This window comes from Streptomyces sp. NPDC001157 (assembly GCF_053598255.1).
Map to the genome: position 1 here is coordinate 154,701 of NZ_JBSFJW010000011.1, position 13,209 is coordinate 167,909.

Genomic DNA, 13,209 nt, shown 5'->3' on the forward strand with positions numbered 1-13,209 from the left:
CGGACGGCCCACGCAGGCCGCCGTACGCACAAGGGAACTAGTGGCCCTCGCCTGGCGTTGACCAGTACGGGAGGGTCCACTGGACGTGACACCACGGCACCAGTGGCACCGAGATCAGCAAGCAAAGGGTTCCCCTGCTGCACGACTTGGAGGGCGTACCGTGCACCGCCGGCACAACGGGCTAAGGACCGCAGTTCTCCTCGGAGGACTGTCCGCCCTCATCATCGTCATCGGCAGCTTCTTCGGCCGCATGGGGCTCGTCGTCGCGGTTGTGATCGCTTTGGGGACGAATGCGTACGCGTACTGGAACAGCGACAAGCTGGCGCTACGCGCGATGCGCGCGCGCCCTGTCAGCGAGTTCGAGGCCCCCGCCCTGTACCGCATGGTCCGCGACCTCTCGACCCAGGCTCGCCAACCCATGCCGCGCCTGTACATCTCCCCGACGGAGGCGCCGAACGCCTTCGCGACGGGCCGCAACCCGCGCAACGCGGCCGTGTGCTGCACGGAAGGCATCCTGCGCATCCTGGACGAGCGCGAACTGCGCGGCGTCATCGGCCACGAGCTCAGTCACGTCTACAACCGCGACATCCTCATCTCGTCGGTCGCCGGCGCCCTGGCCTCCGTGATCATGTTCCTGGTCAACTTCGCCTGGCTGATCCCGGTCGGCCGCTCCAACGACGACGACGGCCCGGGCATCCTCGGCATGCTGATGATCATGATCCTGGGCCCACTCGCGGCCACCCTCATCCAGCTGGCCATCAGCCGCTCCAGGGAATACGAAGCCGATGCCTCCGGCGCCCAGTTGACCGGCGATCCCCTCGCGCTCGCCGGCGCGCTGCGCAAGCTCGAAGCAGGTACCAAGCAGCTGCCGTTGCCGCCTGAGCCGCGCATCGAGACCGCGAGTCATATGATGATCGCGAACCCGTTCCGCCCGGGCCAGGGACTCTCCAAGATGTTCTCGACACACCCGCCGATGGCGGAGCGCATCGCCCGGCTCGAGAAGATGGCAGGTCGCCCCCAGTGAAAACCATCCTGAACGTCATCTGGCTCGTCCTGAGCGGATTCTGGCTGTTCCTCGGCTACCTGGCCGCGGGCATTCTTCTCTGCATCACGATCATCGGCATCCCGTTCGGCATCGCGGCGTTCCGCATCGGTGTCTACGCCCTGTGGCCCTTCGGGTACACGACGGTCGAGCGTCGTGACGCCGGTGCGCCCTCCTGCGTCGGCAACGTCCTGTGGCTGATCCTCGCGGGCTGGTGGCTCGCGCTCACGCACATCGTCACCGGCATTGCCCTGTGCATCACGATCATCGGCATCCCGTTCGGCATCGCCAACTTCAAGCTGATCCCGGTTTCGCTGCTGCCGCTCGGCCGCGAGATCGTGCCGACGGACCAGCCGTTCGCCACTCGCTGAGCGACCGGGACCAGGGTGGGGCAGGCCGCTCGCCCCCATCCGAGTGACCGGGTTTTCCACAGCCCGTAGGTTGTCCACAGGACGGCCCGACTGTCAGTGGCGCCTTGCATCATGAACCCATGACCGAGAACGAGCAGTTGCCGGCACGGGTGTCAACCAAGGCACACAACGCCCGCCCCTGGGGCTGGCCTTCACTCCCGGAGCCCGCCGACGCGTCCACGCTCGCCCGCGCGGAGAGCACCCTGGGCTTTCCCCTCCCGCCCCTGCTCGCCGACCTCTACCTGGGCATAGGAGACGGCGGATTCGGCCCGGAGTACGGCCTGTTGCCTCTCCTCGACAGCCCGCCCGCGGGTGAGCCCGCCGCCGTGGTGCAGTACCTCGCCAATCGCGAGAGCGCCCGCAGGGACCCCGACTGGCCCTGGCCCGAAGGCGTCCTGCCGATATCCCACTGGGGCTGCGCGATGTACGCGTGCGTGGACTGCTGTACCCCGGAAGCTCCAGTCCTCCTCTTCGAGTCGAGCGCCGATCACGCCGACGACGCCTGGCACGTCGACGCCCCAGCCTCAACGCCTGGCTGAGGTCCTGGGTGGATGGCACGGGCTGGTACGAGGAGACGAACGAGGAACGAGAGATGGCCCCTTGGACCGACTTCCGCAATACGCGCCACGGCGGCACGAGCCTCCTAGCAGCCCCGACACCATGCGTACGACAGCGCGGCGATCCCGTTAGTACGGCGGTCGCGGAGATCCCGCGAGGCAAAAACCGGAAGAGCGTGCTCGCCCCGCCCTGATCACCGGACCACCACGCGCACCCTGACCGGAAGCCTTGCCCAGGTGCCCACCCACCCCGACTGCCTTCGGCCCACCCCGCTACCGCGCAGCCACCCATCGACGTACGCCATACGCGCCCACACCAACCGCCAACACACCCGCGCCCACAACCACGGAAACCCCCGGCAGCGAGAACGCCAGCACCACGCACCCGAGAAGACCCACCGCAGGCAACAGCCGCGCCCTCGTGGCCGAACTCAGCGTCCAGGCAGAGGCGTTGGCCACGGCGTAGTACGCCAGCACACCGAAGGAGGAGAAACCGATCGCACCCCGTACGTCCACCGTGGCGGCCAGGGCGGCGACCACGGCACCCACGGCCAGTTCGGCCCGGTGCGGTACCTGGAAACGCTGATGCACGGCCGACAGCGCGCCGGGAAGGTGCCGGTCGCGGGCCATGGCCAGCGTCGTCCGCGAGACGCCCAGGATCAGGGCGAGCAGCGAACCGAGCGCCGCCACGGCGGCCCCCACCCGCACCACCGGAACCAGCCCCGGCACCCCGGCCGCCCGCACCGCGTCGGCCAGCGGAGCACCCGCACGCCCGAGACCGTCGGCCCCCAGCACGGAAAGGACAGCCACCGCCACACACACGTACACCGCCAGCGCGATGCCCAGGGCCAAAGGGATCGCGCGCGGGATGGTGCGCGCCGGATCCCGTACCTCCTCGCCCAGGGTCGCAATGCGTGCGTACCCGGCGAACGCGAAAAACAGCAGCCCGGCCGCCTGCAGCACCCCGCCCGCACCGCCCGAGGTACCTACGTCCAGGCGCCCCGCGTCGGACATCCCGGACCCCAGGCACACCACCACGACGGAAGCGAGGACAGCCAACACCACCGCCACGATCACCCGCGTGACCCACGCGGACTTCTGGACCCCGCCGTAGTTCACCGCGGTCAGCGCCACCACGGCCGCGACCGCCACGGCGTGCGCCTGACCTGGCCAGACGTACGCCCCCACAGTGAGCGCCATCGCCGCACAGGAGGCGGTTTTTCCGACCACGAACGACCAGCCTGCGAGATAACCCCAGAACGGGCCGAGCCGCTCACGCCCGTACACATACGTGCCGCCCGAGGCCGGGTACAGGGCGGCGAGCCGGGCCGACGCCATGGCGTTGCAGTAGGCGACAACGGCGGCGACGGCAAGGCCGAGCAGCAGCCCGGACCCGGCCGCACGCGCTGCGGGTCCCAGGGCGGCGAAGATCCCGGCTCCCACCATCGAGCCGAGCCCGATGACGACGGCGTCGCCCACGCCCAGCGTGCGCCGCAGTTCGGAAGCAGAACCGGTCGATGCCATGTCCCGCACCCTACTGATCACTGCAACCGATGAGTGCCGCTGCGACGTCCTGTTCATCAACAGAGCACGAACAAGCAAGAGAACAAGCAAGAGCAGCAACAAGCACGTGGCGCACAGCGGATCTTGACCGAAATCTCACTGTCCGGAAAGTGCAGGCACAGTGCGGAAGGGCAGGTTCACGGCATGACCATCATCAGCTGGATCATCCTGGGGCTGTTGGCCGGAGCCATCGCCAAGTTTCTGCTGCCGGGCCGCGACCCGGGCGGCTTCATCGGCACGACGCTCATCGGCATCGCGGGTGCGTTCATCGGCGGCTGGATCTCGGCCCGCTGGCTGGACCATCCCATCACCAAGAACTTCTACGACGGCGCGACATGGGCCGCGGCGATAGGCGGCTCACTCGCGCTCCTGATCGTCTACCGCATCCTGTTCGGCAACTCGCGCAACTGAGCACGACCGAGCACGCCCCGGACCGCAGCCAGCAGGCGAGAAGGGTGGGCACCCGCCAGGTGCCCACCCTTCCTCGTGGACTGGCGGCCGACGCCGGCCGACGCCGGTGAGTTTCAGTCGGCAACGGTGAATCAGTGGCTCACCGGTAGTTCACGAACTGCAGCGCGAAGTCGAAGTCCTTGCCCTTCAGGAGCGCGATCACGGCCTGCAGGTCGTCACGGCTCTTCGAGCTGACGCGCAGCTCGTCGCCCTGCACCTGCGCCTTGATCCCCTTGGGGCCCTCGTCCCGGATGATCTTCGCCACCTTCTTCGCGTTCTCCTGGGAGATGCCCTCCTCGATCGACGCGAAGATCTTGTACTCCTTGCCCGAGAGCTGGGGCTCGCCCGCGTCCAGCGCCTTCAGGGAGATCCCGCGCTTGATCAGCTTGGACTGGAAGACGTCGAGGACGGCCTTGACCCGGTCCTCGGAGTTCGCCTCCATGAGGATCTTGTCGCCGGACCACGAGATCGAGGCACCCACGCCCTTGAAGTCGTAGCGCTGCGAGATCTCCTTGGCGGCCTGGTTGAGGGCGTTGTCGACCTCCTGCCGCTCGACCTTCGAGACGATGTCGAAACTGGAGTCGGCCATGTCCTGTGGCTCCTTGTATCGGTGCGTGATGGGGTGCGTACGGGGGCGTATCGGCGTACGTGGGGGTGGGCGCCGAGCCCGGCGTGGTCCGGGCCGCATCCGGACAAGCCTAGCCACCCGTCGTCCTCCGGGCGCAGATCAATCGGGTGGCGAAGCACCCCTCGGCATCGGGTATTGTTTACGTCGTTGCCAGGGAGCACCGCCGAAAAGCGGTTCGAACGGCAGCAAACCCGGCGGTGTGCCCGAGCGGCCAAAGGGAGCAGACTGTAAATCTGCCGGCTCAGCCTTCCCAGGTTCGAATCCTGGCGCCGCCACTTTGATGAAGAGACCCCGGCTGGTCTGCGGAAACGCAGACCAGCCGGGGTCTCTTCATGTGCGGCCGTCGTCCTCACGTTCACGCCATTCTCCGGCCCGGCGCGGTCGGACGCCGGGGCGTTCAGGAGCTTCGGCAGCTCCGGGATGATCGGGATCACCAGGGTCTCTGCATCACGAGACCACGATCCCGCCGAAGGCCAGGGCCGCGACGACGGCATTGGCCCGCGGCGCTGCGGACACCACCCCGGCGGCGGGTCGGGGAAGGGTGTGGGACATGGGTCGGGCCTCCGTGGACAAGTGGCATCGGGCGTACGCGACGCCCTTAAGCCAAATCGGTTGATTGACTTAAGCAAGCGTATTCGGATTTCGTAGGACCCCGGTGAAGGCTTCGGGGTGACCGGGGCTGCGGGGGAGGGGGTATCGCCGACACGGCGGCGCGCGATGCCCATGCACGGACCGGAGCGTGTGCCCCGCGCACAACACGCCCCCGCCCGGGGCACACTGACCCCATGTCCACTCGCCGCAGACGCTGCCCCGAATGCCGTCGCGAGATCGCCGTCGTCGCCGGACGGTTCGCTCGTCACGACCCGCCCGGCGCGCGCGAGAACGGCGTACTCGTCTCCTGTCCCGGCTCGCGCAGCCAGGCGCAACTCGACGCGGCCCAGCCGTCGCTGGACGGATACGTCGTCCCGGAGATACCTGGTCAACTGCCCTTGTTCTAAGGGGAGTCAGGCGCCCCCTGTGGCCTCTCCCGTCCTCTCCCGTACGTCCATCCGCGTCACCAGCCCGTCCCCGTCGAACCGGTAGACGTGCTCGACCGTCTCCTCCGCCCACCGGTCACCCGACGCGTCCCGCGTCCCGGGCCGAACGGTCGCCACCACCCCCTCGCCGTCCCCGTCGAGCCGCAACCCCTCCAGCCGTACGAGGGGGTGCCCGGCCGCGAACTGCCGTGCCCAGTAGGCGCGTACCTCCTCGCGGCCGTGCAGCCGGGCGCTGTCGAGGACGTTCGGCCAGTCGACGTCCGGCGCCAGGCACAGCAATACGAAGGCGTCGCGTTCGTCGGTCGAGAAGACCTCGTACATGCGCCGCAGCAAGGCCTCCCGCGCGGCCGGAACTCCCTCGCCGGGCACCCTCAGTTCCCGGCCACCGACTTCACCGCGACCGACACCGGCGCCGATCCGCTGACCAGCTCCAGGGTCAGGCCGGCCGTCGCCGGGGTCTCCACCAACTCCGCCAGTACGGCAGCCACGTCGTCGCGGGGGACGGTGCCGCGGCCCGTGTGCGCCTCCAGTCGTACGAGGCCGGTGCCGGCGTCGTTCGTCAGCATCCCGGGGCGCAGAATCGTCGAGTCCAGGGCGTCCTGACGCAGCACGTACGCATCGGCCTCGCCCTTCGCGCGCAGATACACGTCGAAGATGTCGTCGCCCTGGTGCGCGGGATCGGCGCCCATCGACGAGACGACCACGTGTCGTCGTACGCCCGCCCGAACCGCCGCGTCCGCAAACAGGATCGCCGCCCCCTTGTCCACCGTGTCCTTGCGGGCCGCCCCGCTGCCGGGACCCGCACCCGCCGCGAACACCGCCGCGTCGGCGCCCTGCAGATGAGCCGCGACCTCTTCGACCGAGGCCGACTCCAGATCGAGCAGAACCGGTTCGGCACCGGCCTCCCGCAGGTCGTTGCCCTGTTCGGCGTGACGGATGATCCCCGCGACCTCATCTCCGCGCGCAGCGAGCAGCCGCTCCAGCCGCAGCGCGATCTGACCATGACCACCAGCGATGACAATGCGCATGTTTCCGACCGTACGCCCGGACGGCCGCGTCCGCCGCACGACTTGAGCCACGCCTCAGGGTGCGCACGCGGAGCGCACAGGTGGACGGTATGCGCCGGGCGCATGAGCGCCGACCATGCGCTCCCGGCGCACGCCGTTGATGCCCGCACTGCCCACTCGCACACGGCACCCATGCTGGGCAGTCGCACACGCCTGGCGTGCGCGCCCCGCGCACAACGCCACACCGACCGCCCCTAACGCCTGCACGCGCCCCCAGCCCGCCCCTTCGACCCTCACCGGGGCCCCTCGCCACCCCACACCCTCACAAGGCGCCCCCACTCCAACCCCCGCTCCGCCCCTCACGACAACTCACCCCGCCCCTGCCGAGGCAACCCCAGCTCCGCCGCCGCGGCCGAGTTGCAGTACTCCCGGACCGCGCTCGTCCGCGCCACCACCCGCCCCCGATGCACCACGATGCGGCTGTACGCCAGCGACAACGCCCCCGCCAGCCGGTCGCCACGTAGGGCCAGCAACTCGGCCGGGAAACCCGCCTCCACCCGCACCTCGGGCAGCCCCATGACCGACCGCGCCGAGGAACTCACCGCCTCGTACGAGTCCTCGGGCCGCAACCCGTACCGCGAGGCCAGCAGATAGGCCGCCTCCAAGGGGTCGCCGCGTCCCACCGGGTTCGACACGTCGCGCAGGGCGCCGCTGCCCGCGGCCACCCGTACGCCGGCCGCCCGCAGCAGCCGTACCGGAGCCGTCTCGCGCCGGTCGGTGCCGCCGCAGCCGCCCTGAGGCAGACAGACCACCGTCACCCCGGCCGCCGCGAGCTGGTCGGCGGTGCGCCGCGCCGTCTCGGCGGGCAGCTGACCGAGACCGCCGCACGGTCCGAGCGTCACCCCGGGACGCAGTCCCCCGGCCATCGCGGCGATTCGGGCGAGGCGGGCCGGATCGGCGGCGTCGGTGTGCAGGTCGACGGGGCAGCCGTGTTCGGAGGCGACTTCGAGGACCGCCTCCACGTAACCGGTCGGATCCGGGTCCAGGTCAGGACAGCCGCCCACTACGGAGGCGCCCATCTTCAGGGCGTCCCGCAGCATCGCCAGCCCGTCCGCCCCGGCCACGCCGGTCAGCATGCGCGGCATCGCCACCGTCGTCAGTTCCGTCAGCCCGCGCAGCGAACGCCGCGCCTGGAGTACGGCACCCAGCGCGCCCAGCCCCTGGACGTCACCCACGCGCACATGTGCCCGCAGCGCGGTCGCCCCGTGCCCCAGCTGCAACAGCGCCGACTCGGTGGCCCGGCGCTGGACGTCCTGGGGCTCGTACGAGGCCGGACCGTCCTCCTCGGCGGACAGCGCGGTGTCCCCGTGCGCGTGCGGTTCGGCCGGGGCCGGCAGCAGCAGATAGCCACTGAGATCCACACGCATGCCGCAGTCCCGCGCTCCACCGGCAGCCAGGCTCCCGGCCGTGCCGACCGCCTCGATGCGCCCGCCGCTCAGCCGTACGTCCACGGTCCGGCCGTCGGTCAGCCGGGCCCCGCACAGCAGCAGGGCGGCCGGGTCGCCCACCCGTCCCGAGGACCCCGGAGAACCCGAGGACCCCGATGAGGAGGACGAGCCCGAGGAGGAGGACGAGTGGGGTGGCTGCGGCTGGCTGTCGGGCATCGCACTCCAGGGGCTCGGGGGCTGCGCAGGGAACGCAAGATCACGCAGAGTGAGTCGAGCCTAGGGTGGCGATCCGCCCGTGTCGGGGAGGAGCGCAATAGTCGTACCGGTGTGGTCCGCCGTATCGGAGCGGCCTCGGTGGCTCCTGGGAGAGCCGGGAAAGGGGCCGGGGCAGGGGCCCGGACCGCCTGTGGAACAGGCCGGGACGGGGGCTGCGAAACGGATTTGGGTGAACGGCGGCCGAGCGTGTAATGTCTTCATCGCTCGCCCCAATAGCTCAGTCGGCAGAGCGTCTCCATGGTAAGGAGAAGGTCTACGGTTCGATTCCGTATTGGGGCTCTGGTGTGTGAGGTTCCCGTCGCGAGGCGGGAACGGATCGCATCACAGCGGTGTAGCTCAGTCGGTAGAGCAAGCGGCTCATAATCGCTGTGTCACCGGTTCAAGTCCGGTCACCGCTACTGACAGTAGCCGATTGTGGGGTCGGTCCTTCGATCGGCTACTCTTCTATGCGTTAAACCCGTCCCATCCGTTCGTCAAGGAGCACTCACGTGGCTGCCACCGACGTCCGCCCGAAGATCACGCTGGCCTGCGTGGAGTGCAAGGAGCGGAACTACATCACCAAGAAGAACCGGCGTAACAACCCGGACCGACTGGAGATGAAGAAGCACTGCCCGCGTTGCAACGCGCACACCGCGCACCGCGAGACGCGATAAATCAGGCTCGTACGCGAGGCCGCCCCCACCAACAGGGGGCGGCCTCGCGTCGTTTCAGCCCCGGTTACCGGCCGGTTCCGGCCGATCACAGGGCGCGCGGAGCAGACATCCGTCGGCATCCGCAGAGATCGGCAGTCAGAGCCAGCACTCAGAGCCAGTAGCCAGTAGTCAAGATCCAGTAGTCAGTAGTCAGCAGTCGCAGGCAGACACAGGAGGTGCCGAGCCATGGCGCTCGACCAGTCCTTCGTGGGGCGGAGCTACCCGCCCACCGATCCCTACGAGGTGGGCCGGGAGAAGATCCGCGAGTTCGCCGAGGCGGTGGGGGACTCCAACCCCGCCTACACGGACCCGGAGGCCGCCAAGGCACTCGGCCACCCCGACGTCGTCGCCCCGCCGACCTTCGTCTTCGCGATCACCTTCAAGGCGGCCGGACAGGTCGTCCAGGACCCCCGGCTCGGCCTGGACTACAGCCGAGTCGTCCACGGCGACCAGAAGTTCTCCTACGTCCGCCCCGTCCGCGCCGGCGACCGCCTCACCGTCACCTCCACCATCGAGGCGATCAAGTCCATGGCGGGCAACGACATCCTGGACATCCGCGGCGAGGTCCACGACGAGGCCGGCGAGCACGTCGTGACCGCCTGGACGAAGCTCGTCGCACGCGCGGCAGAGGAGGCGTGAGCGAGAACATGACGGCGAAGATCGCATACGACGACATCGAGGTCGGCACCGAACTGCCTGCCCAGACCTTCCCCGTGACCCGCGCCACGCTCGTCCAGTACGCCGGCGCCTCCGGAGACTTCAACCCCATCCACTGGAACGAGAAGTTCGCCAAGGAGGTGGGCCTCCCGGACGTCATCGCGCACGGCATGTTCACCATGGCCGAGGCGATCCGGGTGGTCACCGACTGGACCGGCGACCCTGGCGCGGTCGTCGAGTACGGCGTCCGTTTCACCAAGCCCGTCGTAGTCCCGAACGACGACCAGGGCGCCCTCATCGAGGTCAGCGCCAAGGTGGCCGCCAAGCTCGACGACAACAAGGTCCGCGTGGACCTCACGGCGACCAGCGCCGGGCAGAAGGTGCTCGGGGTGTCACGGGCGGTCGTACGGCTCGCCTGAGGGGCGCAACTGACGTGACGTAAGGGGCTTTTTCCATTGCGGGCGCCCCTTACGACGCCTCAGCTGCCGTCCGTGTTCGAGGCGGGTGTCGTGTCGTCGAGCGCGGCGCGGGCGGCAGCGGTGAAGGCGCTGATTCGTTCGGAGACGCGGGTCACCTCGACGGCATGCCGTTCCACGAACTTCACGTTCCGGTCGAACGCGCCCTCCGCCGAGTCGCGCCATGCGAGCAGCGTCGTCTGCATCGAGTGCAGGGCGGTCTTGACGCAGTGGGCCAGCTGTTCCACCGCCTCGGGACCTTCGACGGCGAGAGCGGCCCAGGCCGCGTGCACCGCCGTCAGGTTGTCGTGGGCGGTCTGGAGCCGACGGTCCGCCTCGCTCACGTCCACCTCGCCGATCAGCGACCGGGCGGCCTGTTTCAGCGCGTTGCCCGCCTCGTGCGCGGGCGCGAGGAAGGCGCTGTAGGCGTCCCGCCGGGCCTGTCTGCGCCACTGCGCATGATCGATTCCGGCCTGGGCCCGTAACTGCTGACGGCTCGACCATCCGGAGATGGCAGCGGCGGCCACGGTGCCGAGAACCCCGACCGTCGCCCCCAGCAGGGCCGCGATTCCCTGATCCACGAGGCGATTGTGCCCGCTCCGCAGACCTCCGGGGAAGGCGCCCCGCGACCCCTTGACGTAGTTAGTGATTGAGTACTAACTTACTTGCATGGTCAGGATGAGCGCAGAAGAGCGGCGCGAGAGCGTCATTCGAGCGGCGACCACGGAGTTCGCCCGCGGCGGCTACCACGGTACGTCGACCGAGGCGATCGCCAAGCGGGTCGGTGTCTCGCAGCCCTATCTCTTCCGCCTCTTCCCGGGCAAGAAGGCGCTCTTCCTCGCGGTGGCCCAGCGGTGCATGGAGGACACGATCCGCACCTTCGAGGAGGCCGCCAAGGGGCTGGAGGGCGAAGAAGCCCTGCGCGCCATGGCGAACGCGTACACCCGGGTCATCGCGGAGCAGCCCGAGCGGCTGCTGATGCAGATGCAGATGTACGTCACCGTGGGCGCCGCCGAGCAGGCGGGCGACCCCGAGCTCGGCGAGGCGGTGCGCAACGGATGGATGCGACTGTGGGACACGGTCCATCTGCCGCTGGGCGCCGATGTCGGCGAGACGACGACGTTCATGGCGTACGGGATGCTCATCAACTGCCTGGTGGCCATGGGTTTTCCTCCCGAGCATCGAGTCTGGGAGGGGCTGTATCCGGAGGCGCGGCTGGAAGGCCGTCTGGAGGAGTAGTCGAAAAGGTCGAGGGAGTCCCCTCAATGCGCGGGAAAGGCGCCGCAATCGCCTTTTCATAGCCGCGAAAGTTAGTCATCAATAACTAACCAAGAAGGCAGTCAAGCGACTGATCACCCTCTGGGGGAGCGATGTCACAGCAGACCGCACGTCGCGGGGGAACCGTCTGGGCCCTCGTCATCACCAGCGTCGCCGGATTCATGGCGGCCCTCGACAATCTCGTCGTCACCACCGCCCTGCCCTCCATCCGCAAGGACCTCGGCGGAGCGCTGGACGACCTGGAATGGACGGTCAGCGCCTACACCCTCACCTTCGCCGTCCTCCTGATGTTCGGCGCGGCACTCGGCGACCGGTTCGGCCGCCGCCGGCTCTTCCTCGCCGGCATCACCGTCTTCACCGGCGCCTCCGCGGCGGCGGCCATGGCGAACGGCATCAACGGCCTGATCGCCGCCCGAGCGGTCCAGGGCGTAGGCGCAGCGATCATGATGCCCCTGACACTCACCCTCCTCACGGCCGCCGTACCCGCTGCCAAGCGCGGAATGGCGTACGGAATCTGGGGCGCAGTCAACGGCCTCGCAGTAGCCTCGGGCCCCCTCATCGGCGGCAGCCTCACCGAGCACGTCTCCTGGCACTGGATCTTCTGGCTGAACGTCCCGCTGGGCCTCGCCCTGCTGCCCCTGGCCCGCCTGCGCCTCGCCGAGTCCTACGGCACCGGCGCCCCGCTCGACGTCCCCGGCACCCTGCTCGCCAGCGGCGGCCTCTTCGGGATCGTCTACGGCCTGGTCCGCGGGCCCGCCGACGGCTGGACCGCCCCCTTGGTCCTGACCGGCCTCTTCGCCGGAACCGCACTGCTCACAGCATTCGTCGGCTACAGCCTGCGAGCCAAGACCCCCATGCTCCCGATGCGACTGTTCCGTTCCCGTGCCTTCTCCGGCATCAACGCCGCGAGCCTGCTGATGTTCCTCGGCATGTTCGGCTCGATCTTCCTTCTGAGCCAGTTCATGCAGGGCGTCCTCGGCTACTCGCCCACGGAGGCGGGACTGCGCATGCTGCCCTGGACCGGCATGCCGATGATCGCCGCGCCGATCGCCGGCATCCTGTCCGACCGCATCGGCGGCCGCCCCGTCGTCGCCACCGGCCTCTTCCTGCAGGCGGTCGGCCTCGGCTGGATGGCCTCCGTGGTGGCGCCCGGCGTGTCCTACGCCGCCCAGCTGCCCGCCCTGATCATCAGCGGCGTCGGCATGGGACTGTACTTCGCCCCGGCCGCCAACCTGGTGATGTCCAGTGTCCGCGCCAAGGAGCAGGGCATCGCCTCCGGGGCCAACAACGCGCTGCGTGAGGTGGGCGGTGCGCTCGGCATCGCGATCATGTCGTCGATCTTCTCGGCGCAGGGTGGCTACGAGTCGGCGCAGACCTTCGTCGACGGTCTGCAGCCGGCCCTGGTGACCGGATCCGCGGTCGTGGCGCTGGCCGGGGTGGCGGCACTGCTGATCCCCAGGCGGCGCACCACACAGCCCACCGCGCCGGCACCGACGGACGAACCGACTCCGACCCTGGAGCCGATCGCCGGATGACCCCCACCGCAACGGCCCCGTCCGAAAGGGCGGGGCCGATCCGCACGCCCGCCGACCAGAACCGGACCGGGGGACGGTTCACTCACCCGCGCGTGCGGGGTGCCGCTGCGGGAACGTAGCCGCCCGCCGAAGAGGTACGCACCCGCAGCGGCGTACGGCGGGAAGGGGACGTGG

At 69.4% G+C, this 13,209-nt stretch carries 15 protein-coding genes, 3 tRNA genes and 1 pseudogene; 13 read left to right on the top strand and 6 right to left on the bottom strand.

What is annotated here, in order from left to right; translation table 11 throughout:
- Positions 1-160: 160 nt before the first annotated feature.
- The 3 genes and pseudogenes from htpX to ACWDAG_RS21515 all read left to right on the top strand — a co-directional run.
- Positions 161-1,024, top strand: coding sequence for a zinc metalloprotease HtpX (htpX, locus tag ACWDAG_RS21505; RefSeq protein ID WP_450697190.1), 864 nt, complete (start codon positions 161-163; stop codon positions 1,022-1,024).
- A complete protein-coding gene (locus tag ACWDAG_RS21510; protein ID WP_450697191.1) occupies positions 1,021-1,413 on the top strand; it encodes a YccF domain-containing protein in 393 nt (130 codons plus the stop codon). The genes htpX and ACWDAG_RS21510 overlap by 4 nt, the downstream gene beginning before the upstream one ends.
- Positions 1,414-1,532: 119 nt before the next feature.
- A pseudogene (locus ACWDAG_RS21515) lies at positions 1,533-2,068 on the top strand (SMI1/KNR4 family protein); the annotation flags it as partial.
- A gap of 214 nt (positions 2,069-2,282) precedes the next feature.
- Here the strand turns inward: ACWDAG_RS21515 and ACWDAG_RS21520 are convergent.
- On the bottom strand, positions 2,283-3,533 hold the full coding sequence (locus ACWDAG_RS21520; protein WP_450697192.1) for an APC family permease: 1,251 nt from the start codon (positions 3,531-3,533) through the stop codon (positions 2,283-2,285).
- Positions 3,534-3,716: 183 nt separating this feature from the next.
- On the opposite strand from ACWDAG_RS21520, the gene ACWDAG_RS21525 reads away from it, so the two are divergent.
- Positions 3,717-3,983 carry a GlsB/YeaQ/YmgE family stress response membrane protein gene (locus tag ACWDAG_RS21525; RefSeq protein ID WP_450697193.1) on the top strand — a complete coding sequence of 89 codons (267 nt, stop codon included), beginning with the start codon at positions 3,717-3,719 and terminating at the stop codon, positions 3,981-3,983.
- Between the two features lie 139 nt (positions 3,984-4,122).
- Here the strand turns inward: ACWDAG_RS21525 and ACWDAG_RS21530 are convergent, their stop codons facing one another.
- Positions 4,123-4,611 carry a YajQ family cyclic di-GMP-binding protein gene (locus tag ACWDAG_RS21530; RefSeq protein ID WP_030945172.1) on the bottom strand — a complete coding sequence of 163 codons (489 nt, stop codon included), beginning with the start codon at positions 4,609-4,611 and terminating at the stop codon, positions 4,123-4,125.
- Between the two features lie 232 nt (positions 4,612-4,843).
- On the opposite strand from ACWDAG_RS21530, the gene ACWDAG_RS21535 reads away from it, so the two are divergent.
- A tRNA-Tyr gene (locus ACWDAG_RS21535) sits at positions 4,844-4,925 on the top strand.
- A 510-nt stretch (positions 4,926-5,435) separates the two neighbouring features.
- Positions 5,436-5,648 (top strand): hypothetical protein, encoded by a 213-nt coding sequence (locus ACWDAG_RS21540; RefSeq protein ID WP_450697194.1) that lies wholly within the window; start codon positions 5,436-5,438, stop codon positions 5,646-5,648.
- A gap of 6 nt (positions 5,649-5,654) precedes the next feature.
- Here the strand turns inward: ACWDAG_RS21540 and ACWDAG_RS21545 are convergent, their stop codons facing one another.
- From ACWDAG_RS21545 to ACWDAG_RS21555, 3 genes are all read right to left on the bottom strand, one after another.
- Entirely contained in the window at positions 5,655-6,056 is a 402-nt protein-coding gene (locus ACWDAG_RS21545; protein ID WP_450697195.1) for a nuclear transport factor 2 family protein, read from the bottom strand.
- 2 nt (positions 6,057-6,058) lie between these two features.
- Positions 6,059-6,715 (bottom strand): NAD(P)H-binding protein, encoded by a 657-nt coding sequence (locus tag ACWDAG_RS21550; RefSeq protein WP_450697196.1) that lies wholly within the window; start codon positions 6,713-6,715, stop codon positions 6,059-6,061.
- 338 nt (positions 6,716-7,053) lie between these two features.
- A complete protein-coding gene (locus tag ACWDAG_RS21555; RefSeq protein WP_450697197.1) occupies positions 7,054-8,358 on the bottom strand; it encodes an amidohydrolase family protein in 1,305 nt (434 codons plus the stop codon).
- 266 nt (positions 8,359-8,624) lie between these two features.
- Between ACWDAG_RS21555 and ACWDAG_RS21560 the strand changes: the two genes are divergently transcribed.
- The 5 genes from ACWDAG_RS21560 (at position 8,625) to ACWDAG_RS21580 (ending at position 10,186) form a co-directional block, all read left to right on the top strand.
- A tRNA-Thr gene (locus ACWDAG_RS21560) sits at positions 8,625-8,697 on the top strand.
- Between the two features lie 46 nt (positions 8,698-8,743).
- Positions 8,744-8,816: transfer RNA gene (locus ACWDAG_RS21565), tRNA-Met, on the top strand.
- A 90-nt stretch (positions 8,817-8,906) separates the two neighbouring features.
- Positions 8,907-9,071, top strand: a complete 165-nt coding sequence (rpmG, locus tag ACWDAG_RS21570; RefSeq protein WP_003948671.1) for a 50S ribosomal protein L33 — start codon at positions 8,907-8,909, stop codon at positions 9,069-9,071.
- 225 nt (positions 9,072-9,296) lie between these two features.
- Positions 9,297-9,749, top strand: a complete 453-nt coding sequence (locus ACWDAG_RS21575; RefSeq protein ID WP_450697198.1) for an FAS1-like dehydratase domain-containing protein — start codon at positions 9,297-9,299, stop codon at positions 9,747-9,749.
- Between the two features lie 8 nt (positions 9,750-9,757).
- Positions 9,758-10,186 (top strand): MaoC family dehydratase, encoded by a 429-nt coding sequence (locus ACWDAG_RS21580; RefSeq protein WP_450697258.1) that lies wholly within the window; start codon positions 9,758-9,760, stop codon positions 10,184-10,186.
- 59 nt (positions 10,187-10,245) lie between these two features.
- On the opposite strand, the gene ACWDAG_RS21585 is transcribed toward ACWDAG_RS21580, so the two are convergent.
- The gene (locus ACWDAG_RS21585; protein ID WP_450697199.1) at positions 10,246-10,803 is read right to left on the bottom strand and encodes a hypothetical protein; all 558 of its coding nucleotides are present in this window, start codon (positions 10,801-10,803) and stop codon (positions 10,246-10,248) included.
- Positions 10,804-10,891: 88 nt separating this feature from the next.
- Here ACWDAG_RS21585 and ACWDAG_RS21590 point away from each other — a divergent pair, with 88 nt between their 5' ends.
- Both ACWDAG_RS21590 and ACWDAG_RS21595 read left to right on the top strand, forming a co-directional pair.
- Positions 10,892-11,461 (top strand): TetR/AcrR family transcriptional regulator, encoded by a 570-nt coding sequence (locus tag ACWDAG_RS21590; protein WP_450697200.1) that lies wholly within the window; start codon positions 10,892-10,894, stop codon positions 11,459-11,461.
- Between the two features lie 131 nt (positions 11,462-11,592).
- The gene (locus ACWDAG_RS21595; RefSeq protein ID WP_450697201.1) at positions 11,593-13,035 is read left to right on the top strand and encodes a DHA2 family efflux MFS transporter permease subunit; all 1,443 of its coding nucleotides are present in this window, start codon (positions 11,593-11,595) and stop codon (positions 13,033-13,035) included.
- The last annotated feature ends 174 nt before the right edge of the window (positions 13,036-13,209 follow it).

What these genes read in the sequence shown, in the direction of transcription:
- ACWDAG_RS21520 (WP_450697192.1), bottom strand. Translation starts at nt 3,533, where the DNA reads ATGGCATCGACCGGTTCTGCTTCCGAACTGCGGCGCACGCTGGGCGTG.
- ACWDAG_RS21525 (WP_450697193.1), top strand. Translation starts at nt 3,717, where the DNA reads ATGACCATCATCAGCTGGATCATCCTGGGGCTGTTGGCCGGAGCCATC.
- ACWDAG_RS21530 (WP_030945172.1), bottom strand. Translation starts at nt 4,611, where the DNA reads ATGGCCGACTCCAGTTTCGACATCGTCTCGAAGGTCGAGCGGCAGGAG.
- ACWDAG_RS21540 (WP_450697194.1), top strand. Translation starts at nt 5,436, where the DNA reads ATGTCCACTCGCCGCAGACGCTGCCCCGAATGCCGTCGCGAGATCGCC.
- ACWDAG_RS21550 (WP_450697196.1), bottom strand. Translation starts at nt 6,715, where the DNA reads ATGCGCATTGTCATCGCTGGTGGTCATGGTCAGATCGCGCTGCGGCTG.
- ACWDAG_RS21555 (WP_450697197.1), bottom strand. Translation starts at nt 8,358, where the DNA reads ATGCCCGACAGCCAGCCGCAGCCACCCCACTCGTCCTCCTCCTCGGGC.
- ACWDAG_RS21575 (WP_450697198.1), top strand. Translation starts at nt 9,297, where the DNA reads ATGGCGCTCGACCAGTCCTTCGTGGGGCGGAGCTACCCGCCCACCGAT.
- ACWDAG_RS21580 (WP_450697258.1), top strand. Translation starts at nt 9,758, where the DNA reads ATGACGGCGAAGATCGCATACGACGACATCGAGGTCGGCACCGAACTG.
- ACWDAG_RS21590 (WP_450697200.1), top strand. Translation starts at nt 10,892, where the DNA reads ATGGTCAGGATGAGCGCAGAAGAGCGGCGCGAGAGCGTCATTCGAGCG.
- ACWDAG_RS21595 (WP_450697201.1), top strand. Translation starts at nt 11,593, where the DNA reads ATGTCACAGCAGACCGCACGTCGCGGGGGAACCGTCTGGGCCCTCGTC.